Source organism: Bdellovibrio sp. CKG001 (genome assembly GCF_055397465.1).
In genome coordinates this window covers 1,173,805-1,199,061 of record NZ_AP029173.1, presented here as the reverse complement: position 1 = coordinate 1,199,061, position 25,257 = coordinate 1,173,805, and the positions used below count along the sequence as shown (strand labels likewise).

The following is a 25,257-nucleotide window of genomic DNA, read 5'->3' as shown; positions in this document are numbered from 1 at the left end:
ATTTCGCATGAGAAGCTTTTTACAGAAGCGGGCGGAGTTCCGCGAAGTCCGGTTGGTTAAAATGGCCGGGATTCAGTTTACTTTTGGTAAAGTCAGTATTCGTACCAGTCGATATTAAGGCAATAGCCGACCTCGGGGCTTCCCTCGCGCGACAGATTGATGATTTCCTTAATGTTTGCACGCAGATAGTCCCGGATCTTCTCGGCCCCTGCGGCCGACAAGGACATGGGGCTTGTATAATGCACATGGGGGTCTTTGTAAAAATCCATCTTTGAAATGGCTCTCTGACGCCAGTTCTGGTGATGTCTTAAAATCATCGGGTGAGTGGAATCCAGGTGAGTAAATCCCTGCTTATAATAAAGCTGCCCGTTCTTTCTTTCACACAAACCCACTTCGATCAAAAACTGAATGGCTGTGTCCACTTTTTCCAAGGGCACACTCAGTTTTTCGGCGATGGTTTTTAGTTCTTTTCCGGCAGGGGTGGGCAACAGATTTCTGACACCGGTATAAAGCCACGACGAATAATAGGTGGCTTTATCCACATCACTCAGAACAACATCCTTTGGAACTCGAGCACTGATGGATTTAGCCTCGGACTGCAGCACCTGGATCTTACTTTTGAGGCGCGATTGCAACTTAACCGAGCCCGCCCGTCCCAGCTCGATCATCAGCATAAACATATCGGTTTCTTTATCGCCAAAGCCGAAAAAGGCGGCGGCCTCAAGCCCCTGCTCGGGAGAAAGATTCTTTTCACCTTTCAGGATCTGTGAGAACAACGAAGTGCTGATACGCATGGCTTCAACCAGTCGCCCGCGGTACTTCTTATCAACCCGCTCTTGAGACTGAAGAACATCCTTAAAGAAAAGCCTGTAGTCGTCGTAGTTGTAGATATCCAGCATGCCTTTAGTTTACTAACGGTAAACGAAGCCCGACCTGTTTTTTCGGTTTTCCAGCAAAAAATCAGGACCTTGTTCTTGTCTCAGACTGAGATTTCGGGACCTTTGATGAGGCATGGCACTTGCTCCTAAAGATGGCAGGAGTCGAATATGACCATGCAAGCACCGCGAAACAGATTCTTATTGAGCCTGGCCCCCTGGCTTCTTTGTGGCTTCATGACATTTATCGTCGCCTGTCAACCCAATGAGCACACCAGCTCCGGGCCCACAACCGCAACCAGTGGCGGGGGCGGAAACACCGGCGACGGCGGTGGTGGCACGGGCTTTAACTCTAAAATGTACGAGCAGTACATCACCAAACTTGAAACCCTTGGCATCTGGAAAACGGAAATCAGCAAAGTTCTGGAAAGAACCACTTCATTCAACCCGTCTTTACTTAATGTGCTCCAAAAGAAGACCTGGATTTTTGTGCCCCAGAAACTTAATCGTATTGATGCCGAAAAAATGGGGATGGAGTTCCGGGCAAATGACTATGAACAGTATGCCTTTCAGAGTGAAGGAGAAATCTGGATCGATTCCGCCGCCTTCAACACCCTGTCACCGGAAACTCAAGCTTATCTGATTTTCCACGAAACGATCATGGACCTCTTTGTGCTGTCCAAAGTTCGCCAAATCGGCGATAAGAATCCGGAAGATTTCGCACCCTACAAAGAGGCTTACTGCAAACGCCTGAAGGATCTTTTCCCGGAGCCTCAAGTCTGCTCAACCAAAACAACCGCCAAACCAAAATCCCTGTACTCGGCCCTGACCGCCGCTGACTATCCCAAAATCCGCGAAGCGACACACTTGCTGATGAATTCTAATTCAGGAAAGACATCTGACGATATTCTTGTGCATCTTATCGGGCTTGGCTTTGATGAACGAGTCGTGGGTTCCGCACTGCGAATGAATCCTCCAGAAGAAAGCGGAACCAAAGGTCTACAGGATCTCATCGGCTGGATTAAAAACAAAGACATCAAAGAAAACTGCGTCACTAAGGATTTGGAAACCAATCCAGGGAAAAATCAAAAATGCACCGTCACCTTGAGTGCCGACAAGAAAGCCATTGTCATCAACAACGGCGAGTCGTCGTTCCATTTTCAACTTCCTACGGACGAAAACACGTTTACAGTTCACACTCGACACCTGGTCACCCAAGAATCCACAGTGAAGATTTCCTATTGGGCGATGGAACCCGAAGACGCCAATGGCTGGAGTGCAGTCCCCTCTTTCGACATTCTGATCCATTACGCAGGAAACGGGCAACCAACTTCAGTCCGGCTTGAAACCACAAGCAACCTGACGCAGGAGAAAATCTGGATATTTTCAAACATATTCTCTCTAGCTCCAGGGATCGGCTTCAAGTTTTAAGTGACATTACGCAAAAGTGGTGGCGCCCATATGTCCCCTGAGTCTCTAACAACCCCACTCTTTTGTACCAATTCAAAACAACTGCCTTTTGTTTAAATTTAATTTTATTTATATCTGAAAAATGTCGATCAGTTCGCTATGCGATGGCTTCTACGAAAACTCTGGCAGCTCCTGGTGAACACGATTCTTTTCCTATTCACGTCGGTCTTTGCGATGTCGATGATCTTCATTTCAGGAACGAGCTTATTTTCAAGACTATTCTGGGTTGGTTTAGCCACAATCTCTGCATTCATCTTTATAATCTATCTCAAACGAAGTCTTTCAAAAGATGGATCTAAAGACCAACAAGGGTATATCATCCTTAAAGGGACCTACGAATACGAGCATAGATACATTGCCAAAAAAATCTTAAATCGTAATTTGTTCCCTAACGAAGTCGTCCATCACATTAATGGCAAAAGATATGACAACAGACTGATTAACCTGTGTGTGATGGACAGATATCAACACGAATTGTTCCATGCTTGGTTAGATTGGAAGAAAAAGAAAAGCGGTTGCTATCCAAGCTTTGAAGAGCAAAAGCGGCTGCTCAGAGAGAAGCACAACGGCATCCTTTTGGAAAATCCATCCGGCTTTAAAATGAACAATTCCACATTACCAGTCCGACATACTTTCTCGCTTAAAGAAGAAGAGATCCGTCATCCTGAGCAATCAGATGACTATTCTAAAAAACTTTTTCACGATCTGAGACAAGAAAGAAAAAGATTGGCTCTTGAAAGAAATATCCCCGTCTATCTGGTATTCAAAAATTTCACTCTGACAGAGATGGCCCGACGGATGCCGCAAGATGCCCAGACAATGGCAAGCATCACTGGAGTAACATCCGAAAAGCTTCGACTTTACGGGGATCATTTCCTGGAAGTTATCTGTAAATACAAATCAAATACAGAAGAGCTGAAAAGGCGAAATTCGGGCAGCCTCCGGTCTTAAGAGATTCCGGTGGGACCCAAGTCTTGAAATGAGCTTGTATACATTCCGCGTAATCCTGTAATGTGGCCTCATGTACAGACTGCGTGACTATCAACAACAAGCCGTTACGAATACCATCCGGTACTTCCAAAAAACAAGGGAACCGGCTGTCATCGTATTGCCGACGGGCGCGGGAAAAAGTTTGGTCATTGCCGAACTGGCCCGCATCGCCCGAGGCCGCATCCTGGTTCTGGCCCACGTCAAAGAACTGGTTGAACAAAACCATGACAAGTATAGAAGCTATGGCCTGGAAGCCGGTATCTTTTCCGCAAGCCTTGGAAAGAAAGATCACGACCAGAAAGCCATCTTCGGCAGCGTGCAATCTGTTGCCCGCGCCCCGGATGAGTTCTTCAACAATTTCTCACTGCTGATTATCGACGAATGCCACCGTGTCGCTGAAGAGGGCGCCACCCAATATCAGGAAGTCGTCAAAAAACTTCAGGATCGCAATCCCACTTTGTGTGTTCTGGGTCTGACAGCCACCCCTTACCGACTGGGACTGGGCTGGATCTATGAATACAATCAGGGTGGCGAGCTTAAAACTGAACAAAAGCGATTCTTCAAGCAGTGCGTGTACGAACTGCCTTTGTCCTATATGATCCGCCATGGTTATCTAACCATTCCGGTGAAAGTTGACATTCCGGTCACTTGTTATGACTTCTCAGACCTTCTTGGAAAAGACCGCGCCTTTACAACCGCCGAGGTTGAAGAGGTTCTTAAGAACCAAAAACGCCTGACGCCTTTGATTATCAATAACATCATCGACATCACCGAAAAGTACGACCGTCAGGGTGTGATGATTTTTGCCAGCACCATCAAACATGCTGAAGAGATCATGACCTATCTGCCCGCGGATCAGGCCCGGGTGGTCATTGGTGACACTGACATCAAAGAGCGCGCACAGATCATCCATGATTTTAAACAGAAAAAATTCAAGTACCTGGTGAATGTATCCGTTTTGACAACCGGATTTGATGCACCTCATGTCGACGTTATTGCAATCTTGCGTCCAACAGAATCCAACAGTCTTTATCAGCAGATCGTAGGCCGTGGCCTGCGACTGTCCGAGGATAAAAAAGACTGTTATGTTCTGGATTATACAGGCGTGGGCCATGACATCTATGCCCCGGAAATCAGCGACAAGCGGCCTGCAAAAGATACAGTCCCGGTCAAAGTGACTTGCCCCCAGTGTTCATTCGAAAATGATTTCTGGGGATACGCCGACGATGACGGCGTGGTCTTTGAGCATTTTGGCAGAAAGTGCAAAGGGGCTACTCAAGACCCAAATACTTTAAAAATCAAACCCTGCGGTTTCCGCTTCAGATTTAAGCTTTGTCATAACTGTTCTTGTGAAAACGACATCACCGCCAAGTCTTGTGAAAAATGCGAAGCCGTTTTGATTGACGCTGAAGCGAAGCTAAAACAGGCGAAACTTTCCAAGAATGCGCATGTCATGACCCCGGACCGAATTTCATTTGAAGAGCGCAAGGACAAAAACTCTAATCCATACCTGGAAATCCGCTATTACGATGTGGAATCCAATTATCTTAGCGAGGTCCACTTCTTCAACAACACGACGGCTGTTAAGAAGTTCAATATCAACTTCTTAAGGTCCCACCTCAGACGCCCCGAACTGGCCGTGGATTTGACAACCCCCCAGGAAGTCATCAGATTCCAGAAGCTTTTCCGTTCACCGATCTTTGTGATTGCCAGAAAGCAGGATAAGTTCTGGCGGGTCACCGAAAAGGTGTTTGCTGAGGAACTAACACCTTAACTCCTCCAAACTAAAAGGGACATTATGAAAATCAGAACCAGTCCTATCTTACCCTTTCTTCCCCTGCTCGCTTTCATAGCGGTTTTCCTGGGAAGTGGATTCTATTACATCTGGCAAGGCGTCGATTTCGCCTTCTATCAATTGCCCTCTCCTGTGGCGACTTTGCCCGCGGTGATCTTGGCTTTTGTTCTGATGAAAGGAACTTTTGACAAAAAGCTGACAACCTTCATTCAGGGCCTGGGAGATTACAATGTTCTGACCATGTGTATGATCTATCTGCTGGCTGGAGCCTTCGGCTCAGTTGTGAAAGCCATCGGTGGAGTGGACGCCACAGTATATTGGGGAATGAAAGTGATCCCCGACTCACTGATTGTGCCTGGGTTCTTCTTTTTGTCTGCGTTGATTTCGACTGCGATCGGCACTTCCATGGGCACAATCTCGGCATTGGGACCGATTGCTTTGGGTCTGGCGACCTCGGGTGGTCTGGATAAGACCGTGGTGTTTGGAGCCCTCGTCGGTGGCGCCATGTTTGGTGATAACTTGTCGTTTATTTCAGACACAACCATTGCGGCGACAAGATCCCAAGGGGCTTCTATGCGCGACAAGTTCCGCGTGAACTTTGGGCTGAGTCTGCCGGCCGCGATTATAACAATGACATTGCTTTACTTCACTGTTCAGTCAGGCTCTGCCGTGCCGGTTGCTCCGGGGGACTGGTACAAGGCACTTCCTTATTTGGTGGTTCTGATTCTGGCTTTGCTGGGAATGAATGTGTTTCTGGTATTGGTCCTGGGAATTCTTCTGGCGGGGGCACTGGGATTGTTCTTCGCGAATTACACCTTCCTGCGCCTGGGACAAGACATCTATGCAGGCTTCAAAGACATGCAGGAAATCTTCCTGCTTTCGATGATGATGGGCGGCCTGGGGCAGATGATGAAAGAACAAGGTGGCATCGACACTTTGAAATCCGTTCTGAAAAAGATGCGCTTTCGCAGCCCCCAGCTTGAAAAATTGTGGGCCGAATTCAGTATCGGTCTGTCGGTGATCATCGCCAATTTTGCCGTGGCCAATAACACCGTCGCGATCATCATCACCGGAGACTTGGCACGGGAAGTGGCCAAAGCCGAAGGCGTGCCTCCGGCGCGCAGTGCAAGTATTCTGGATATTTTCTCTTGTGTCGTCCAGGGAGTGATTCCCTATGGGGCACAGATTCTGTTGGCCAGCCAGATGGCAAAGCTTTCCCCGCTGGCCTTGGCTGGCAGTATTGAATACTGCTATATTTTGGGAGCGATCACATTTGCCTCCATGGTCTGGAGAAGCTGGCGTCAGCGCTGATCGTCAGGTGGACTTTACGTCGCTGCAAAGAGGGGCCGTATGGGACGAATTTAGAACTCAGTTATATTGCGAACTTCGAGAGCCCTTGAGCTTTTTATATTCCAACACAAACTGCTCCAGCTTGTCCGCATGCCCTTCTTTTTGTGCCCATCTTTTAATTTTATCCAGCGATATAGAATGCTTCTCGCATACCCATAATGCATGAATTAAACTGCGGCGATCATTCCAGTGAAACCAGGCGACAAGACGATCCATCACACATTGGGTTGGTGAAAACATCGTCACAGTTATTTTACCGACTTTCATTTGTCCTTCGGGTTTTACAGGAATTTGTTCCCCAATTGCAACGGGACCTGATGGAAACTCTACATACAGTTATGAATTTGGATGGTGAAAGTATCTGCCCTCTTTCTGAAAGCCTATTGCGGCAAGAGCCTTTGTAATGGCTTCATGAGAATAGGGCGAAATAAAATCAAGGTCGCGCGAAGCATGTTTTTCTTCAGTATAGATTGAAACGCAGGCTCCCCCAACCAACACACAAGAAATACCGTGCTTTTCAAGTTGCTGAACCACGGCCGCTGCAAATTGCTTGCGGTTCATTGATTTTGTTATCTTCATAAAGCCTTATTCTTTTTTCTGGGACGCATGCGCTTCATGAAATACTTTTCTTGTTGGTCCAATGGAATATTGGAAAGTGCCTTTTGCAGAAGTGCGTTGAGCTCTTTAGAAAGAAACCAGGTCTTATTAAGAGAATAGACGCGCGTTCTTCCCTTTTCTTGACCTATTAGAATATCGGCTTGCTCCAGCTTCAGAAGAGTTCTGGTCACCTGGGTTTTACTTATCTGAAAAGTATTGGCGATTTCCAGCGCATAGCTTTCACCTATGGCTGCGATAAATAGAAGACTCTTCTCTGTTGTTTGACTGCCAAAAAGCTCTGCGAGCATATTCACCCCTATTTAGGGCAATATAGTCCTAATTTAGGACTATATTAAGTCCAGCCACAGGGAAAGACCTAATTTAGGACCTTTTTGACCTATTTTAGGACTAAAACAATACCCTGGAAAATAGAACTTACCAGAATATGGTTGATATGAACCACTTTCTGACTCATCGAACTCTTAATTTTGCTCCTACCGATAACGAGCTGCTATGTTGCGATCCCCGCCCGATGGGAAAAACCAAGAAAATAATTTATTGTTTATTATTTAAACATAAAAAAACCGAAGACTTAGCTTCGGTGATTTTGGCCATGTTTTCAGAGAAAAAATGGCGGGGTGGACGGGACTCGAACCCGCGGCCTTCCGCGTGACAGGCGGACGTTATAACCAACTTAACTACCACCCCAGTGGCGTTTTGGAGAATCTTTTATAGCCAAGCTATCCGAGCAATACAACAAGATTTTTTAAAAATCTTGTAACCAGCCGCTTAATGCCTGCTTTTTATGCAAAAACCCACCTCCACCTCCCCAGTTTCACCTATTCAAGGCCCTAAAGTGGGTATAGTCTCAGGAAATATTAAGGAGTATCCCCATGAAAATGCTATTGGCAGCTACAGCCCTACTCTTCTCTCAGGCCGCTTTGGCCGAAACCATCACCTACAATGTGGAAGGCATGCACTGCGGTTCCTGTGCTCGTGCCATCAAAGCCCAGGTGTGCACGATGGAAGGCCTGGAAAAATGTGATGTTACCGTCGGTAAAGTTGTGATCTCCCCTAAAGCCGGAGTGAGTATTTCTCAAGATCAGATTCAGGCGGCGATTTCCAAGGCTGGTGAGTATAAGATCACCAACTCTACAAAAAGCAAATAAGCTCTTAAGCGAATCACACCTCCGAACACGGGGGTGTGATCAAGAAAAATTGACCACTCTTTCGCCTCTAGGACCATGACCCCAAGACCATTCTTTGTCATAATGGGGACATGCTTACGAACTCCTCCGCACCCATGAAGGGGCGCCTTCTTATCATCGACGACGAATCTGAACTTCTTGAGGTCCTTTCCGCCTTACTTGAAGACAGTGCTTCTGAAATTCATCGTGCCAACAACGGAATTGAAGGAATCGACCTTTTGAAGTCCCACCAGTTCGACGCTGTTCTGTCGGACGAAAAGATGCCGAAAAAATCCGGCTTGGACGTGCTGAAATGGATGCGTGAAAACGGCCTGCACATCCCGTTCATCATTCACACGGGCTACGGTCAAAAAGACATGGTCCTTGAAGCCCAGCGCCTGGGTGTTTATGCCTTTATCGACAAACCTTGGGATGAAAACGCCCTGATCACCACGGTGGAGCGCGCCCTGAAAGCTGGGATGGAGCAACAGAAGGCCTAAACCCCTTGTCTCCTGCTGGCCCCTTCCCTCATAATGAGAGCAGCCGAGCCATCAAGAATCTAGTGGCTCTAGAATAGGATACTCTCATGAATAAGCTCTTTTGGATCGACATGGAGATGACCGGTCTTGATGTCGAGAAGGAAGTGATCATCGAAGTGGCGGCCATCGTCACGGATCTAAACTTCAAAGAACTGGCCACTTTTGAAACCGTGGTCAAACAACCGCAAAAATATCTGGACAATATGGATGCCTGGAACACCGAGCACCATAAAAAATCCGGCCTGACAGCCAAGGTGCCGTTCGGTATGGAGCCAGATCAAGTCGAAGCCAAACTGGTGGACATGGTGAAAAAACACTTCCCGGATCCTAACGAGCGCCCCGTTCTTGCTGGGAACTCGATCATGCAGGATCGCCTGTTCATCAACAAGTACATGCCAGATCTGGCTGCCCGCCTGCACTACCGCATGGTGGATGTGTCTTCCTGGAAAGTGATCATCAACAACAAGTTCAAGTACGTCTATCAGAAGTCCAACAAGCACCGCGCCCTGGAAGACATTCGTGAAAGCATCCAGGAACTGCGTCATTATTGCGACAACCTGAAGTTCTAGAAAGTTCAGCGAGCCATGCCTCAGAAAAAATCCACTGAAAATGAATCTGCATTTAAAAACTGGATTAACGAGGCGCTGGTTCGCCGAATGGCCGCGCACATCCAACAGCACTATCCCCATTTCGACTCCAAAGGCTTTATCAAAGTCAGCCATGAACTGCCAAAGCTTGAGATGAAGCCGCGCATGCGCCTGATCTGTGACTTCCTGAAAACTCATCTGCCGGCAGAGTATCCCAAAGCTTTAAAGATTCTTTTGAAAGCAGCCACAAAACCCAAAACTGGCGTGGATCCCTTAAAAGGTTTTGATCTTTGGGCCTTCACTGAGTTTGTGCAGCGTTATGGGCTGGAGCACTTTGAAGAGTCCATGAATGCTCTGCACACGCTGACACAGAAATTCACGGCCGAGTTTGCTGTCCGACCCTTTATCATCCACGACCAGGAACGCACACTGAAGCAACTGATGTTATGGACCCAGGATCCCAGCGAACATGTGCGCCGCTGGGTTTCAGAAGGCACCCGTCCCCGTCTGCCTTGGGGCGAGCTGCTACGAAGCTTTATTAAGGACCCCAGCCCTGCCCTGGAGCTTTTGGAAGAGCTGAAATACGACGACTCCCTGTACGTCAGAAAATCCGTCGCCAATCACCTCAACGACATCACCAAGAGTCATCCCGAACTGGTGATTAAGACTTTGAAGCGCTGGCTGAAAGATTGCCCGAAAGAACATCAAGAGAAAATCAACTGGATCACTCGCCACTCCTTACGCACACAAGTCAAAGCGGGCAATCCCAAAGCTTTGCAACTTTTGGGTTATCACACAGAGGCCGCAGTGAAGCTGCACAACCTGACGCTGAGCCCGCAGACAGTTAAAACCGGCGGTCATCTGGAGATCAGCTTCGCCCTGTCCTGCGCGCAGAATGCAACCGTGGTTGTCGACTATGCGATTCACTATAAGAAATCCAATGGCAGCCATTCTGCCAAAGTCTTTAAGCTTTCAAACAAGGACTTAAAGGCGAAAGAGCGAATGGATTTCACCAAGAAACATTCCTTCCGCCCGGTGACAACGCGGGTCCTTTATCCCGGAGCCCACGTTCTTGAGATCTTCGTCAACGGAAAAAGTCTGGGGAAAGCCTCGTTCACGCTGAAGTAAAACGCGCCAAGGCACCCTTTCTTTAGAGGGACTTTTTCATTTCCTCTAAAGATTTCAGAAGATTTTTGTAGCGCTCCGTTTTAATTTCCGGATCGGCCAAAGCGACCTCGATGGTCTTTTTGGCTTGGTCTTTTTGTTTTAGCTCTTTGTGAATTTCAGCCAAAGTTTTTAGATTGTATAAACGCATGTCCGCGCCCAGCTCCACGGCTTTTTCTGCCTGTGGCAAAGCCTTGTCAAAGGCCTTTTGGCGAACATAGTAATTCGCAAGCTTCATATAAGGCACATAGCTGCTTGAATCTTCTTTGAGCAGCTTCAGCAGCCAGGCTTCTTCTTCAGCGGGCATTTCGGCAGTTCTGAAATAGTAAAGAACGGCCATCACTTCGCCGGGACGCTTTTCTGAAAGATTCATAGTGGCCATTTCTTTTTTCAGCTCACCTTGAGCCAGCATGGCCTCTTCTTTGTTTTCCAAAAGATCCGCCGCCGTCTTCCACATCGACAAAACCTCGGCGCGTTCCGCCGGGCTGATGGCGCTGACATCCCACGCGGCCACCCATTTGACGGTGTCCGACTTTGAAGACGCCAATTTTTTCAGAAATGCCATATTGGCCGTCAACTTTTCTTTTAAGTCTGCCGGAAGTTCCTTTTTATTTCTTTTAAGGTAACCACCCCAGTCGTTCGCTGCCGTCACAGCTGTGAATGTTTGAGGTTTCGCTTCAGACCATTTTTTCAGAACCGCCAAGTATTCAGCGTCTTTCTTTTCCGTTTCGGCCTTGTCCGCCCACAAACCCATCTCAGACATGGCGTAACGATCCGACTCTGCGCCAGCTGCCGCGTACCACTTCACAGCCTTTTCGTAATCCAGAGCATTTCGAGCCTGTTCCGCCAACGCCAGCATCGCGGCCTTATCCCCGACAGCAGCCAGCTTTTCAAGTTCTTCACTGGATTTCAGGTTCTTTTTGGCGGCTTGAAGTCTTTTTGCAAATTCATCTGCAGGAACAAAATCCAAAGAGCGGTAAAGTTCAGACCCGTCGGGTTTTAGAATCAGCACAGTGGGGATGGCCTTGATGCCGTACTTTTTACCGAACTCTTTATTCACCGCCATGTCGGCATTCAAAGCCACCAGAACATAGTCCTTGGCAGCAGCCTTAAACTTCTTCGTGCCAAATACTTCCGTTCCCAAACGCACGCAGGCCGGGCACCAAGGAGCACCATAATCCACCAGCAAGTTCTTCCTGGATTTCAGCGCCAAAGTTTTGGCGGCTTCCAGATCGTTCACGATAAAACCGTGATGATTTTTCTCAATCTTGCTTGAAGACTTCCCGGACACGACGGCTGCGACTTTGGCTGTTTCAACCTTCGCAGCTTCTTTGGCCGTTTTGAGTTTTCCGCCTGCGACGATATAAGCCACTTTATGTTCTTCACAGACAGTTTTTTTGTCATCGCAAACATAGAAGCCCAGCTCGAACACTTCATTTTCTTTAGCGGGTAAAGCAAAGACCAACTGCTGCTCTTCTTTGACCAGCGGAGCAATCTCAGCCCCCTTCATGGCAAAGCTGGCCGGAGCGTCCTTGTTGAAATGAAAGCCTTGTTGGATTGTTCCCAGAATCTTTCCACCTGACACTGCAAAAGAAACCTTGCCGTCAGAAAGACGCGCCCAGGACGCAAAAGAAAATAACATTGTGAAAACCAGCACAAGACTTTTCATAAGTTCTCCTTACCCGGAAAAACCTATCACGTCTTGCGCTCGTGACAATCCTAAAAGCTCCTCAAGATCACAAGAAGCAAAAACTCCAGCTTGGCGGGCAGAGCCTAGGACTTAAAATTGAGTTCCGCAGCACCTGAAAAAAACGGCGATAGCACACAAAGAACTGAAAAGAATAAAAAAAGGGAGCCATGAGAGGCTCCCTTTCACGTAGCGGGTGGATTAGTAGCGATAGTGTTCTGGTTTGAACGGACCCTGCGGGCTCATGTGCAAGTATTTAGCTTGCTTGCCAGTCAACTTCGTCAGCTTCACACCCAGTTTGTCCAAGTGCAATGCCGCCACTTTTTCGTCCAAGTGCTTAGGCAAACGGTAAACAGCGATCTCTTGGTATTTGTCGCGGTTGTTGAATAGTTCCATCTGCGCCAACACCTGATTTGTGAAGGAGTTGGACATAACGAAGCTTGGGTGACCAGTCGCACAGCCCAAGTTCACCAAACGGCCTTTAGCCAGGACGATCACTTGTTTGCCGTTTTTCAAAGTGTGGATGTCCACTTGTGGTTTCACTTCGCGGATTTTGGAATTCTTGTTCAACCAAGCCATATCGATTTCGATATCGAAGTGACCGATATTGCACACGATCGCGTTGTTCTTCATTTTAGTGAAGTGCTTTTCAGTGATGATATCGCAGCAGCCAGTTGCTGTTACGAAGATATCACCCAACGGAGCCGCATCTTCCATAGTGGTTACTTCGAAACCTTCCATTGCCGCCTGAAGCGCACAGATTGGATCGATTTCAGTCACAAGAACGCGGGCACCCAACCCACGCAAAGAGTGCGCAGAACCTTTACCCACATCGCCGTAACCTGCAACAACGCAGATTTTACCGGCAACCATCACGTCCGTTGCACGCTTGATACCGTCTGCCAAAGATTCACGGCAGCCGTACAAGTTGTCGAATTTGGATTTTGTCACAGAGTCATTGATATTGATCGCAGGAACTTTCAACTTACCTTGTTTCAAAAGAACTTCAAGGTTGTGAACGCCTGTCGTTGTCTCTTCAGAGATACCGATGATCTTCTTCATTTCTTTGGCGAAACGAGGCTCGTGCATCATGTTCGTCAAATCGCCACCGTCATCCAGGATCATGTTGAAGCCGTCTTTACCCCAACCAACAATCGTCTGTTCGATGCACCAGTTGAATTCTTCTTCAGTCAGACCTTTCCATGCAAAGACCGGGATGCCCGCAGCTGCAATAGCCGCCGCAGCGTGATCCTGAGTGGAGAAGATGTTGCAAGAAGACCAGCGGATTTCCGCCCCCAGCTCAACAAGCGTTTCGATCAAAACCGCTGTTTGGATTGTCATATGAAGGCAACCCGCAATACGCGCGCCTTTCAAAGGCTGCTGTTTTTTGTACTCTTTACGAAGAGCCATCAAACCCGGCATTTCTGTTTCAGCAATCTTGATTTCTTCACGACCCCATTTCGCAAGTTTTGCGAACACTTCAGGGTTTTCCATCGCCTCTTTGCTGACTCTGTAGTCAACAGTAGCGGCCTTAGCAATCGCAGGAGCTTTCATTTTCGCATTCTTCTTCATAGCGGTTTTTCCGTTCGTCGTAGTCAATGACATTGTTTGAAGTCCTTGTTTTAGTTTAAGTTTTTAATTTCAAATCTGCTTCAGCTTGCGTGCCTGTCTACACTCCGGCTTCGCCGGAGTAGTGGCACTCAATCTCTGCCTGCTAAGGCAGAGTCAAAATTTCGTATCCAGTATCTGTCACAAGCACCGTATGTTCAAACTGTGCCGACAATAGACCATCTGCGGTATTGTAGTACTTAATACTGGAGCCCGGAATGTCGAACTCGATGATCTCGTCCGTCCCTTGGTTCACCATCGGTTCGACGGTGATACAGTGGAAAGGCACCAGGCGCTCGCCCTTGCCCTTTTTACCATAGGATGGAACAAAGGGTTCTTCATGGAACTTGCGTCCCACACCGTGGCCACCGATCTCTTTCACGGCCACATATCCCTTGCGGGTCACCAGCTTGTTTGTTTCAAAGCCGATGTCTCCGGTATAGCCGTTGGGACGAATGGCTTCGATACCCACATCGCGGGCCATACGAGCCGTTTCCACCAAGTCCTTGGCTCCATCAGACACATTGCCGATCATGTACATCTTAGAGGTGTCGCCAAAAAAGCCATCAATCCAAGCTGTTACATCCACATTGATGATGTCGCCATCTTTCAGGATTGTTTTGTCATCAGGAACCCCGTGACAGACCACCTCGTTGATGGAGGTGCAAGTGTACTTAGGATAGCCGTGGTAACCCAAACAAGCCGATTTGGCCCCTTTGGTGGCCATAAAATCGAAGCAAAGCTGGTCGATCTCGTTCGTGGTCATGCCAATTTTAATGTATTTATCGAGGTAGGTCAGAGTGTCGGCTGCAATACGGCAGGCAACAGTCATCTTTTTGATTTCTTCCAAAGAAAGCGGCTTAATTCCCATAGGGGATGGTATAGCATAAGCCCCCCCCCTTGAACAGGCCGAAACGAAAAAACCCAGGATTTGAGCCCTGGGTTTTTTGGTGTTCAACTCAATTTGAGCCTAAGACCTATTTAAGGTGCTTAGAAACCAATTTAGTCATGTCGAACATAGAAACTTGAGTTTTGCCGCCGAAAACTTCTTTCAATTTAGCGTCAGCATTGATGTTTCTTTTGTTCTTAGTGTCTTGAAGGTTGTTCTTCTTGATGTAAGCCCAAAGTTTTTTAACAACTTCAGTGCGTGGAAGTGGAGAAGCACCAACAACTGCTGCCAAAGCTGCAGATGGAGTCAACGCCTTCATGAAAGCTGCGTTTGGTTTACGAGCAGTTTTAGCTTTTTTAGGAGCTGCTGCTTTTTTTGGAGCTGCTTTTTTAGCAGCTGCTTTAGGAGCCGCTTTTTTAGCTGCCTTTGGAGCTGCTTTTTTAGCTGCAGCTTTTTTTGGAGCTGCTTTCTTAGTAGTAGCTTTTTTAGTAGCTTTTGCTTTTGCCATTCGAAATTCCTCCGTTAGGTTTTTAGTCTTGTTTATCTCGAATGAACTTAGTGTGTATCTAAGTCGAGTCGTTTGTCCAAAGGAAAATGCATGGGAAATCATTTTTTTTGCGCTCAGAGAGCGGAAAAGACCCGATTTTACCCCCTTTTCCCCTCGGAGAACGACTTTCCCCCCTGGGAAAAGCCCCCCTCCCCCTCTGAAAAAGTCGGTTTTTTACAGGGAAAACACCTTCTGGACTGAGCCATTCCCCTCTCGTGCCGATAAGAAAAGCATGAGTTTTCAGGCAAGCTTTAAGCAAATTCTCAGAGAGAAAATGGGTTCCGAAACCTTCGTGAACGCCTCCGAAGCCAGCCTGCTCAGTGCCGACCCCTCTCACCTTGCGTACTTGATGGGTCAGATCGGCAAGCGCGAATTCAATACTCCACGCGGCCACTACCCACGTCCGACAGTGCGCCCCCAGCGCAAAGCCCACAGTTTTTCCCCTGCGCAAAAAGAGGCTTTTGATTTCCTAAAAAACTGGATCCTGGATCTGTCCGAAGGTTTCACTGCGAACGAATTGAAGAAAGCTTTCCGTCAGGCCGCGCTGGTTCTACACCCAGATCATGGCGGCAACACCCAGCAGTTCATGGCATTGAAAGAGCACTACAACTGCCTTCGCCCCCTTGTTTCACTCTGAAACAATAAACAAGATTACATTGTTGAAATTTCCTTTCGCCTAGAGTTCCTACGCCGATATGGCATAGTGAGAGCAACCAGGAAAAGCGGCATGCAGGATCTACGTTTCACATCCGAAGACGCCTACAAGAAGCGACTGACTTATTTTAAAGTCATCTACTTCCTAGGACTGGCTGTGACCCTCGTCTACCTGCTGAAGTTCAACTATCAGTACGGTGTGAGCCATTACAACGCCATCCTGATCCCGACCTGGGTGACCCTGCTCCTGCTCCCCCCCTTAAGTCTGAAGTTCAGCAAAAACTATCTGCTCTCCGCCTCTATATTATGCGTCATGGCTGCCTTTATCGTCTCGTACTTCCTCTACCTCTCCGGAGGTATAGACGCCCCGGGGATCTTCTGGCTGACGGCCATCCCACTCATCTGCGGAATTCTTATTGGAGTCTCTGGCGCAGTCCTGGGATATACCATCGTCATTCTGGTCCTGCTCTTCTTCTGGTATACACGTGTCAGTGGCTTTGGCCCCAACATCATCGCCCAGTACGGGGACTACAGCGAGGAGAAGCTTTTTAACATCATTCTGTTCCTGCTGTTCTCAGGGTTCAATACTCACTACTACATTCGCGGCGAGAAAAGTCTGATGAAGAATCTGGAAGAAAAGAACATGGACATTGAGAATCTGCTCCGCGTTCTGATCCACGATATCGCCAACACCCTTTCGACCATGACCTACAATCTGGTTAAAGCCAAAGAGGACCGCGAGGAACTCAGCCTGAGCTCTTTGGAACTGGATAAGATCGAGCGCGCCGTGGACGACATCGTCAACCTTTTGGCACAGGTCCGTCACCTGAAGTCTGTCAAAGACGGAAAAGCTGTTATGCCGCTAAGACCGTTGAATCTTACTTTGGTGCTACATGAGGTCTATGAAAACGCGGTCGCTACGGCCCAGCAAAAAGGCATCAAATTGCAATTGGACATTTCACGCGAGCGCATGCCAATCCAAGGAGAAAAGACCATCCTTAGCAATGTCGTGCTTTCCAATCTGATCAACAATGCCATTAAATTCTCCCACCCCGGGGACCGCATTGAACTGCGCGCGTTCCCCACCGAGTCTGAGGTGGTGATTGAAATCCGGGACTATGGCATCGGCATTCCAAAAGAAATTCTGGCCAACATCTTCAATCTGAATTCCCAAACCACCCGCCCTGGCACTCAAGGCGAAAAAGGCACTGGCTACGGGATGCCTTTGGTGCGGGAGTACCTGCAAATGATGGACGGGACCATCGAGGTCTTCTCCAGCGAAGAGACCAGCTCCTGCGCCTCCAGCGGGACGCGAGTCATCCTGAAACTTCCTCTGACCAAGGTCAGCAATTAAATCGTTTCAAACTAAGACAGCCTAGGCCTCATATTACCAAATAGTACTACTATGGGAGCGTAAACTTCCGATAAGTCTATTATGAAAATTCGGAACGTACTTGCATTCATCGCATTTCTTGCACCCCTATTTACCTTGGCCACCCCAGGCTCCCTGACCTATCAGGGCCGCATCAAGAACTCCCAAGGAGATGCCTTGGAAGTCAACGGGGTTCGCTTTGAATTCACCGTCATGAATCCGACGGGGACCTGCGCCCTTTACCGGGAAACTTCCAGTGCTATCGACATGCGAAACTCTGCCGGGGTTTTTGACGTACCCATCGGCACGGGCACAAAAAACTACCCTGCTGCAGCGGGCTTTAAGCTGCTCGACAGCTTTGACAACACCACCACATTACCCTGTGAAGGGGGCGGTAATTACACCCCCGTGGCCGATGACAAACGTCTTTTACGCGTGCAGTTTCACGACGGCACAGGGTGGAAGCTAATCACTCCCGATAACGAAATCCGCTCTGTCCCGTATGCAGGACATGCCAAAATAGCCCAAAGTGCTCAGCGATTGGGAACGAATGTCGCCGCTGACTTTATTGTTAAAGCATCACTCCCTTTCTGCTCGGCGGGTCAGTATCTGCGCCATATCGCTCCTGCTGGGACCTTTGAATGCACCACTCCGGCCGTTAGCGGCACCGATGTTACCGGAAATATTTCTGGCAGCGCCGCCGGCTTCACAGGAAACCTGAGCGGAGACGTCAGTGGCACTCAAGCTGCCACCAGCGTCGATAAAATCAAAGGTGTTGCCGTGGACATGAGTGGAATTGGTCCCGGCAAAGTGCTGAAGTACGATGGGGCCAAGTGGGCCCCTGCCGATGACCAGGGCACCTCGGGCGCCCTCACGGGTCTTTCTGGCGATGTCACTTCAAGTGGCTCCCCGACCGCAACGGTCACCTTGAGCAACGATGTTGTGACATCCGCAAAAATCGCTGATGGCACTATTATAGACGCTGACATCGCGGCAGGTGCTGCCATTGCTGACAGCAAGCTTGCCTCTATCACAACGGCTGGCAAGGTCTCTGGAAGTGCGATCACTTCAGGTACCATCGGCGGAAGCACCGCCATCAACACCAGTGGCCTGATTCAGACATCCAGCGGACTGCGGGTTTATTCAGGCACCAACTATGTGGAATTGAAAGCGCCGACGTTATCACAGAACACGAGTTACGCACTTCCCGCTGCAGATGGCACCAACGGTCAACTTTTAACCACCAACGGATCGGGCCAGTTGTCCTGGACGACAGTCACCACCAGCGGGGGCACCGTCACCGGCGTCACAGCGTCTGCTCCCCTGGCAAGTTCTGGGGGAACAGCCCCGGTAATTTCGCTCAATGATTCTGGTGTGACAGCGGGAACCTACAGCAAAGTGGTCGTGAATGCGAAAGGCTTGATCACCAGTGGTTCCAATGTCACCGCCACCGACCTTCCAAATCTGGCCGGAGATGTCACGTCCACAGCGGGGCTTAGTAATTCGAAAGTTGAAAAGATTCAAGGGGTCCCCGTGGCAAGCACCACTCCCTCCCTGGGGCAGGTGCTGCTTTATGATTCCAGCAAATGGAATGTTCAGTATCTTGGTTTTGGTGAGCTGCGCTCCACCGTCACTGGCAACACACAACTGCCAGCCTCCTGCTCCACGGCCAATAAAACTTTGAATTGGAGTGCCATCACAGACACCTTTACTTGCGCGGATATTGCCATTGCGAACACTCAAGTATCCGGACTCGGCACCGCAGCCACAAAAAACTTCGGGACGTCTGCTGGTAACTTAGTAGAACTGGATGGCACCGGAAAAATTCCCGCAGCCTTGCTTCCATCCGTAGGCGACAATCTGGGGAATCACACTGCCACAACTCACCTAAATATGGGTACTTACAACATCACCAGCGCCGGGAAAGTTTATCTTTCGGATGGTGCATGGAATGCTCCCTCTTTGTCTTTTACAAGCAGTCCTTCCACGGGGATTTCCAATTACGGCGGAATCATGAAGTTCACTTCCGGCGGAAATCTGGCCATGGATCTGAGCTCCACTTCATTGAGCTTGAATGGTTCTTTTGGCCCTCTCATGCGCTTGGGCGGAGGATCTTTTACCGCAGCCAATCCTTCCTATTCCTTTGGGGGTTACAGTAGCACTGGAATGTTCCCGGGCACCGGGATGTTGGGTTTTAGTGTCAATGGAACGGAACGCCTTCGTCTGGACAGCAACGGCCTGATTGGCATCGGCACCACCTCCCCCACCCGCAGAATTCACATTGTGGGGGATGGCACTGATTACGGAGATGACCTGTTCATGGAGGGCGTGAACTCCGAAACCGCCATCCCGCAGATCAATCTGGCCCGATCCCGTGGCACCACCACGACTCGCAATCCTGCTCTGGCCAATGACACCATCGGGATTCTGGCCTTCCGGGGTTATGACGGAGCCTCTCACTCTTACAGTGCACGTATTACGTCTTCGGCGGAAACAGACTTCAACACTGCTGTGAATGGCAATATCCGCTTCTTCACCGCAACCGCAGGAACCGACACTGAAAAGGTGCGTATCACCAGTAGCGGAAACGTGGGGATTGGCACTTCCACCCCTCTTTCCACCATACACTTGAAATCCCCGGACGCGGATCTGACGATGGATGGAGACACTCCCTTTGTCGTGCAGAGATCCACCACATACCCAACCAGTGGAACTGAAGTTGCCGGCGTCGCCTATAAGTCTGAGTCCTCGACTCCCTCAACGAACCTTTGGCCTCCACAGGCGAATATCAGCTTCAAGGCCACGGAAAATCACACCGCAGCAGCCCAGGGAACCGCCATCAGTTTTTCAACCACACCCAATGGAGCAACGGTTCGACAAGAGCGCATGAAGATTGATTCCGGCGGTGACGTTACTGTGATGGGAAAAATGTTTGGTGCCGTGAAGGACACTTCAGGAAACTCTCTGCGGGCCTGTGTCGGCGAGTCGCCTACCGGAGGCTGGGTCTTTTATACTTTAAATCCTCCAGGAGTCCCCGTCTGTGGTGCTTACAAGGATGTTTCCACGACTGCTTGCGGTTTTAGCTCCATCTTTAATTACTTCCCAACACTCAATGCTGGAGGAAGCCATTGGCTTTCAGCCGGGGTCACATCGATCTATGCCGCAACTCCCACCAGCTTTAGAGTCTACGTAGGTGTCTTCGGCACCTTTGACAGCACCACTTGCAATGCCTCAGCCCTAATTCACAACACTTCAAATTTTTCAGTCAAATGGATGGGCGTGGGACAGTGATAGGCTCACACTACAGAAGATGAATCCAGCCGAGCAGATGCAGAATTAAAAATAACATCGGTGGCGCCAAAGTCATCAAGGCTCGTTTCCGGAAGCCCGGGTTGGAAATCGCCGCTATGAGCGCAAACTTCGAGACGTAACTTGCCAGCAAAGAAGTCTCGATCAGACGCTCATATTGGGCTCCGTCGATTTTACCCGCGGCCAGAAGCTGGGACGTGGAAATCAATGAACCGTGCACCTCAAACAGCGAGATGATAAACGTCAGAAGCATCAATCCCTGACCTCCGGCCCACTCTTGCACAATTTTGGAGGCCGCCAGAATCAGCACGATGAAAACTGTGAGTTTTAGCGAGGATTTTACATCCAAAATGTCCTCGGTCCCAGCCATTGCAGGATGAGGCTGACGCGATTTGCGTCTCCACAACAGCGCAATCAACGCCACGGTGATCAAACCCAAGATGGCGAAGTGAAGTCCTACCAGCTCGAAGGCCTCCAGGCCCCCGGCACTGATCAACACCCCCGCTTGAATCAACATGGCCAGAATAGCACTTTGCAAGGCCGCCATCCGCAATGTTTGAGACCCGTTGGCTTCGTGACTTTCCTTCGCCAAATTCACCGTAGTGGCCGTACTGGAAAGTATACCGCCTAAAAATCCGGTCATGATGATTCCCGCTCTAGGTCCCACCCACAAAGTCAGCACCTCACCTGCAACCTGCAAGGCCGAAAGGGCAAAGAACATAAAAAGAATCTTCTGAGGACGGAAAAGTCCCCAGGGGTCTACCGGATGTGGTGGCACCAGTTTAGAGGCAACAAAAAGAAAGAGCAGGAATAACCCTGCTCTCACCCACTGATTTTTCATCAGGCCTTACACCATTTTGAAGCGAACACGTTTTGGACCGGCATTTTCGCCCAAACGGCGTTTGCGGTCTTCTTCGTATTCGGTGAAGTTGCCAGGGTAGAACTCAATTTTTGAATCCCCTTCAAAAGCCATGATGTGCGTACAGACGCGATCCAGGAACCAACGATCGTGCGAAATCACCACGGCAGATCCACCGAACTCAAGCAAGGCTTCTTCCAGCGCACGCATGGTGTTCACGTCAAGGTCATTCGTCGGCTCATCCAGAAGCAACAAGTTCGCACCTTGCTTCAGAATCTTAGCCATATTCACGCGGTTTCTTTCACCCCCGGACAACTGACCGACTTTTTTCTGCTGGTCAGAACCCGAGAAGTTGAACCAGGACACATACTGACGAGCATTGATTTCACGCGTGCCCAGCTGGATCACGTCGGCCCCACCGGAAAGCTCTTCATAGATCGTTTTGTTAGGATCCAGAGTTTCACGAGTTTGATCAACGTAAGCGATCTTCACAGTGTCACCGACTTTGAAAGTGCCCCCATCAGGCTGTTCTTTGCCCGTGATCATACGGAACAACGTGGATTTACCCACCCCATTCGGCCCGATCACACCCACGATAGCCCCTTTAGGAATCGTGAAGCTGACATCATCCAGAAGAACTTTGTGGTTGTACGCCTTGGTGATGTTTTTTGCTTCGACAACGATATCACCCAAACGAGGTCCTGGTGGGATGTAGATAGACATCTCCTGGATTTTCTCTGGAGAAGCTTCTTTCAACAGGTTTTCATAGTTGGAAATACGTGCCTTGGATTTCGCCTGACGAGCCTTCGCCCCCTGACGGATCCAGTCCAACTCGCGCTCCAAAGTGCGCGCTTTGCGAGCCTGATCTTTGGCTTCGTTCGCCTGGCGTTTGTCTTTTTGCTCAAGCCAGCTTGTGTAGTTCCCTTTCCAAGGGATACCTTCACCACGATCCAATTCAAGGATCCAGCCAGCCACGTTGTCCAGGAAGTAACGATCATGCGTCACCGCGATAACAGTTCCCGGGAACTTGGACAGGTATTGTTCAAGCCACGCCACGGATTCCGCATCCAGGTGATTCGTCGGCTCGTCCAGCAGAAGAATATCTGGTTCAGACATGATCAAACGGGCCAAAGCCACACGGCGCTTTTCACCACCGGAAAGGTTTGTCACCGGGGAATCCCCGTCTGGACAGCGAAGAGCGTCCATAACGATTTCGATCTTTTGATCGACGTCCCAAGCCCCCAAAGCCTCCAGTTTTTCCTGAAGCACACCCTGTTTTTCGATCAGTTTGTTCATTTCATCCGGATCCAGATCCGGGTCAGAGAACTTGTCGTTGATCGCGTTGTATTCTTTCATCACTTTCGGAAGTTCGCCCATGCCTGCGAAGATGTTTTCTTTCACAGTCAGGGTTTCATCCAATTGCGGTTCTTGCTCGAAGTAACCGACTTTCATTGTTTTGGAAGGAAACGCTTCACCCAGGAAGTCCTTGTCCACACCTGCCATAATTCTAAGCAAAGTGGATTTACCAGAACCGTTCAGACCCAAAACGCCGATCTTAGCGCCATAGAAGTAAGAAAGATAAATATCCTTCAACACATATCTTTGTGGAGGATATACTTTACTTACGCCCTTCATTGTGTAGATAATCTCTTGAGACATGATGTCACACTCCTAAAAAGACCGTTTTCGGCAATGGTATTGATATACGCGAAGTAATCTACCAGCCCAAAAACGCTTGTCAAATGGAGTTCCATTTATCAGACTATCGGCCCCAGTGCAGGACGCGCTTTCAGATAGAAAAATCGGATTTCCGGTTTAAAAAGTGAGCAAACAGCTTAAAATAACGGATAGAAACTAGCATTTAATGAGTGGCAGCAACCTAGAACGGCAGCAAAATTTGAATACTGACACGCCGAATTCACCGGAGAAACCGGAGAAGCGTGAGACGTCGTCCAAAAAGTCCCTGTTCGGAAATCTGAACTCAGAGCTGAAACACGCCCTCAATGCCTGGGAAACCCTGACCGAAGAAGCTGCTAATAAGATCTCTCCAGACGAAGAACAGCTGCAGGAAGTCAAACGTCTGTTGGGTGAGCTTAAATCCAAACTGAATCAGTTCGACGAATAACTCGCTTCCTTTTTTGGACCTTGTTTTCACGCAAACTCTAAATAATTTAGGGCCTCTCATCTGCAAATTGGTCAATACTTGTGCAAATTTCATAAGAAGGGATTTGTATGCGTATTGCACCGGCAGTTCTTTTTGTACTTTCCTTGATAGGCTCAACATCTCACGCAACGGTTGACGCCAATACCCGCGTGGCACTCGTCGTGCAAGATATTCAATCAGAAGGCTCTGAGCCTGATGCGTTCTTTATCGAGCGTGCACCTATTATCGGATGCTACGGGTTGCCCCAAGGGCCGGCTTTACAACAGTGGACAGCGGCATATAAAGTGCCAACAAATGTCGGCTGTGGCAGCCCCAACACTAAAGTAAATATCAACGCTTTAACTTGTGCCAAGGTCGTGAGTGCAAAAGAAGCCCCGGACTATCTGTCCTTCTCAGAAATCACTCTCGACATCTCCAGATGTCGCGCTAAAAACAATCCCGGCTTCATTAAAGCCATTCGCACATCAGCAAAAATCAACTTCCCCCAATCCAACAGAAAGAAGGTCGTGAAACTAACTCTAATCAAATAAGTCGAAGATTTCAGCCTGAGTCCAGCACATCATCATGCTTGGCAAGTTTTGGCTGGGGCTTGGGGATGTTTGAAGCGGCAGGGGCCTTTGCCGACGCCACGACGGCACGAACCGCCGAAGGCGGCGGCAACCGAGCCCGGAAGGCGCGCCCCAGAGCTTCAGACAGCCCCAAGACCCAGCCAAAACCGGCGCCCTAGGACCGACGATCGTGCTTGCTTCCGCCCAGGCATTCGGGACTGACGAAGTTCAAGGTGTCTTTTTGAGCTTCCCATTCTTTCGGAGTCAGGGCTTTTTGAGTCAGCGCATGCAGACCTGTCTGAAGTTCAGACTTTAAAAGTTCATTCACCAGCCTTTGACGGTCGATGCGGGATTTGCCTTCGAAGACCTCCGAAACCACCAAAACCTTAAAGTGAGTCTCACTGTTGGGTGGGACTGAGTGCATGTGACTTTCGTTTTCCACCCCCAGCTCCAGCGGAGCCAGGGATTGACTTAAGATATCACGAATTCTTTGTTCTCGAGATGACATGGACCTAGTGATTTCTTTTGTCGATTTTGGACTTGATCAGATCAATGCCCATTTTCGCCATGGCAAAGACACCTTTTTCTTCCAACTTCTTTTCCACGTCCTTGGCTTTGCGCAAAGCTTTTGCCGCAGCGACCTGCGCCAGAGGATTTCCCACCGGCAGACCTTCAAACTGCCCGTCTTTCACCCACTCATCGGCCACAGAGTCCGCCAATTCCATGACTTTGGGAGCCTTCTGACGGATCATCTCACTGCCGTAGAAATCCAGATGAATCTTCTGCGGTTCTTCCGATTTTGTATATTCCGGAGTTTCTTCCGCAAAGACCGGCGCTCCTTCAGAAATCATGTCCTTGGCTTCCAGAACAGTCTCTTGTGCCTTGACGCCTTCGTTCTGAGCTTCCGTGTTGATTTCCTGAGCTTCCTCCATCGTCACAGCAGCTTCGGCTTGAATTTCCTCGGCATCAGCCATGATCTCTTGCGTCTGCGCCTCATGATGAGGGCGACGTTTTTTGGAATGTTGGTGCTTCTTTTTTCCGTCGTAATCTTTGATCTCTGGCATGA

General features: G+C 49.0%; 25 protein-coding genes and 1 tRNA gene. 13 read left to right on the top strand and 13 right to left on the bottom strand.

The window, feature by feature from the left end:
* Positions 1 to 92: 92 nt before the first annotated feature.
* Complete coding sequence (locus ACZ50P_RS05955) at positions 93 to 899, bottom strand: TIGR02147 family protein (RefSeq protein ID WP_464134248.1); 807 nt, start codon at positions 897 to 899, stop codon at positions 93 to 95.
* A 147-nt stretch (positions 900 to 1,046) separates the two neighbouring features.
* On the opposite strand from ACZ50P_RS05955, the gene ACZ50P_RS05950 reads away from it, so the two are divergent.
* From ACZ50P_RS05950 to ACZ50P_RS05935, 4 genes are all read left to right on the top strand, one after another.
* On the top strand, positions 1,047 to 2,306 hold the full coding sequence (locus ACZ50P_RS05950) for a hypothetical protein (RefSeq protein ID WP_464134247.1): 1,260 nt from the start codon (positions 1,047 to 1,049) through the stop codon (positions 2,304 to 2,306).
* Positions 2,307 to 2,480: 174 nt separating this feature from the next.
* Positions 2,481 to 3,296, top strand: coding sequence for an HRDC domain-containing protein (locus ACZ50P_RS05945; protein WP_464134244.1), 816 nt, complete (start codon positions 2,481 to 2,483; stop codon positions 3,294 to 3,296).
* 70 nt (positions 3,297 to 3,366) lie between these two features.
* Entirely contained in the window at positions 3,367 to 5,109 is a 1,743-nt protein-coding gene (locus ACZ50P_RS05940) for a DEAD/DEAH box helicase (protein ID WP_464134243.1), read from the top strand.
* A gap of 24 nt (positions 5,110 to 5,133) precedes the next feature.
* Positions 5,134 to 6,441, top strand: coding sequence for a Na+/H+ antiporter NhaC family protein (locus ACZ50P_RS05935; RefSeq protein WP_464134241.1), 1,308 nt, complete (start codon positions 5,134 to 5,136; stop codon positions 6,439 to 6,441).
* A gap of 57 nt (positions 6,442 to 6,498) precedes the next feature.
* Here ACZ50P_RS05935 and ACZ50P_RS05930 read toward each other — a convergent pair whose 3' ends face one another.
* From ACZ50P_RS05930 to ACZ50P_RS05915, 4 genes are all read right to left on the bottom strand, one after another.
* The gene (locus ACZ50P_RS05930) at positions 6,499 to 6,747 is read right to left on the bottom strand and encodes a hypothetical protein (RefSeq protein WP_464134239.1); all 249 of its coding nucleotides are present in this window, start codon (positions 6,745 to 6,747) and stop codon (positions 6,499 to 6,501) included.
* A 69-nt stretch (positions 6,748 to 6,816) separates the two neighbouring features.
* Entirely contained in the window at positions 6,817 to 7,059 is a 243-nt protein-coding gene (locus ACZ50P_RS05925) for a nucleotidyltransferase (RefSeq protein WP_464134237.1), read from the bottom strand.
* Positions 7,056 to 7,385 (bottom strand): winged helix-turn-helix domain-containing protein, encoded by a 330-nt coding sequence (locus ACZ50P_RS05920; RefSeq protein WP_464117611.1) that lies wholly within the window; start codon positions 7,383 to 7,385, stop codon positions 7,056 to 7,058. The genes ACZ50P_RS05925 and ACZ50P_RS05920 overlap by 4 nt, the downstream gene beginning before the upstream one ends.
* Before the next feature lie 323 nt (positions 7,386 to 7,708).
* A tRNA-Asp gene (locus ACZ50P_RS05915) sits at positions 7,709 to 7,785 on the bottom strand.
* Between the two features lie 185 nt (positions 7,786 to 7,970).
* Here ACZ50P_RS05915 and ACZ50P_RS05910 point away from each other — a divergent pair.
* The 4 genes from ACZ50P_RS05910 (at position 7,971) to ACZ50P_RS05895 (ending at position 10,518) form a co-directional block, all read left to right on the top strand.
* On the top strand, positions 7,971 to 8,246 hold the full coding sequence (locus ACZ50P_RS05910; RefSeq protein ID WP_464134235.1) for a heavy-metal-associated domain-containing protein: 276 nt from the start codon (positions 7,971 to 7,973) through the stop codon (positions 8,244 to 8,246).
* Between the two features lie 110 nt (positions 8,247 to 8,356).
* Positions 8,357 to 8,764 (top strand): response regulator, encoded by a 408-nt coding sequence (locus ACZ50P_RS05905; protein WP_464117614.1) that lies wholly within the window; start codon positions 8,357 to 8,359, stop codon positions 8,762 to 8,764.
* Between the two features lie 86 nt (positions 8,765 to 8,850).
* Complete coding sequence (gene orn, locus ACZ50P_RS05900) at positions 8,851 to 9,372, top strand: oligoribonuclease (RefSeq protein ID WP_464117615.1); 522 nt, start codon at positions 8,851 to 8,853, stop codon at positions 9,370 to 9,372.
* A 15-nt stretch (positions 9,373 to 9,387) separates the two neighbouring features.
* Positions 9,388 to 10,518 (top strand): DNA alkylation repair protein, encoded by a 1,131-nt coding sequence (locus ACZ50P_RS05895; RefSeq protein WP_464134233.1) that lies wholly within the window; start codon positions 9,388 to 9,390, stop codon positions 10,516 to 10,518.
* 22 nt (positions 10,519 to 10,540) lie between these two features.
* Here ACZ50P_RS05895 and ACZ50P_RS05890 read toward each other — a convergent pair whose 3' ends face one another.
* The 4 genes from ACZ50P_RS05890 to ACZ50P_RS05875 all read right to left on the bottom strand — a co-directional run bounded on the left by ACZ50P_RS05890 (position 10,541) and on the right by ACZ50P_RS05875 (position 15,246).
* Complete coding sequence (locus ACZ50P_RS05890; protein ID WP_464134230.1) at positions 10,541 to 12,223, bottom strand: thioredoxin family protein; 1,683 nt, start codon at positions 12,221 to 12,223, stop codon at positions 10,541 to 10,543.
* 219 nt (positions 12,224 to 12,442) lie between these two features.
* Positions 12,443 to 13,846 carry an adenosylhomocysteinase gene (ahcY, locus tag ACZ50P_RS05885; RefSeq protein WP_464134228.1) on the bottom strand — a complete coding sequence of 468 codons (1,404 nt, stop codon included), beginning with the start codon at positions 13,844 to 13,846 and terminating at the stop codon, positions 12,443 to 12,445.
* Positions 13,847 to 13,955: 109 nt separating this feature from the next.
* Positions 13,956 to 14,720, bottom strand: a complete 765-nt coding sequence (gene map / locus ACZ50P_RS05880) for a type I methionyl aminopeptidase (RefSeq protein WP_464134225.1) — start codon at positions 14,718 to 14,720, stop codon at positions 13,956 to 13,958.
* 106 nt (positions 14,721 to 14,826) lie between these two features.
* Positions 14,827 to 15,246: an SWIB/MDM2 domain-containing protein gene (locus ACZ50P_RS05875; RefSeq protein ID WP_088565741.1), complete on the bottom strand. Its 420-nt coding sequence runs from the start codon at positions 15,244 to 15,246 to the stop codon at positions 14,827 to 14,829.
* Between the two features lie 271 nt (positions 15,247 to 15,517).
* On the opposite strand from ACZ50P_RS05875, the gene ACZ50P_RS05870 reads away from it, so the two are divergent.
* The 3 genes from ACZ50P_RS05870 to ACZ50P_RS05860 all read left to right on the top strand — a co-directional run bounded on the left by ACZ50P_RS05870 (position 15,518) and on the right by ACZ50P_RS05860 (position 20,602).
* Entirely contained in the window at positions 15,518 to 15,922 is a 405-nt protein-coding gene (locus ACZ50P_RS05870) for a J domain-containing protein (RefSeq protein WP_464117621.1), read from the top strand.
* A 90-nt stretch (positions 15,923 to 16,012) separates the two neighbouring features.
* Entirely contained in the window at positions 16,013 to 17,293 is a 1,281-nt protein-coding gene (locus ACZ50P_RS05865; protein WP_464134223.1) for a sensor histidine kinase, read from the top strand.
* An 81-nt stretch (positions 17,294 to 17,374) separates the two neighbouring features.
* Positions 17,375 to 20,602: a beta strand repeat-containing protein gene (locus tag ACZ50P_RS05860; protein WP_464134220.1), complete on the top strand. Its 3,228-nt coding sequence runs from the start codon at positions 17,375 to 17,377 to the stop codon at positions 20,600 to 20,602.
* Positions 20,603 to 20,612: 10 nt separating this feature from the next.
* On the opposite strand, the gene ACZ50P_RS05855 is transcribed toward ACZ50P_RS05860, so the two are convergent.
* Positions 20,613 to 21,461, bottom strand: a complete 849-nt coding sequence (locus ACZ50P_RS05855) for a DUF4010 domain-containing protein (protein ID WP_464134218.1) — start codon at positions 21,459 to 21,461, stop codon at positions 20,613 to 20,615.
* 6 nt (positions 21,462 to 21,467) lie between these two features.
* On the bottom strand, positions 21,468 to 23,138 hold the full coding sequence (ettA, locus tag ACZ50P_RS05850; RefSeq protein ID WP_464117625.1) for an energy-dependent translational throttle protein EttA: 1,671 nt from the start codon (positions 23,136 to 23,138) through the stop codon (positions 21,468 to 21,470).
* Between the two features lie 205 nt (positions 23,139 to 23,343).
* On the opposite strand from ettA, the gene ACZ50P_RS05845 reads away from it, so the two are divergent.
* Together ACZ50P_RS05845 and ACZ50P_RS05840 are read left to right on the top strand one after the other, a co-directional pair.
* A complete protein-coding gene (locus ACZ50P_RS05845) occupies positions 23,344 to 23,604 on the top strand; it encodes a hypothetical protein (protein WP_464134215.1) in 261 nt (86 codons plus the stop codon).
* Between the two features lie 107 nt (positions 23,605 to 23,711).
* Positions 23,712 to 24,173, top strand: a complete 462-nt coding sequence (locus ACZ50P_RS05840) for a hypothetical protein (RefSeq protein ID WP_464134214.1) — start codon at positions 23,712 to 23,714, stop codon at positions 24,171 to 24,173.
* 193 nt (positions 24,174 to 24,366) lie between these two features.
* Here ACZ50P_RS05840 and ACZ50P_RS05835 read toward each other — a convergent pair whose 3' ends face one another.
* Both ACZ50P_RS05835 and ACZ50P_RS05830 read right to left on the bottom strand, forming a co-directional pair.
* Positions 24,367 to 24,699: a BolA family protein gene (locus ACZ50P_RS05835; protein ID WP_464134211.1), complete on the bottom strand. Its 333-nt coding sequence runs from the start codon at positions 24,697 to 24,699 to the stop codon at positions 24,367 to 24,369.
* 4 nt (positions 24,700 to 24,703) lie between these two features.
* On the bottom strand, positions 24,704 to 25,255 hold the full coding sequence (locus ACZ50P_RS05830; protein WP_464134209.1) for a hypothetical protein: 552 nt from the start codon (positions 25,253 to 25,255) through the stop codon (positions 24,704 to 24,706).
* Positions 25,256 to 25,257 lie beyond the last annotated feature (2 nt).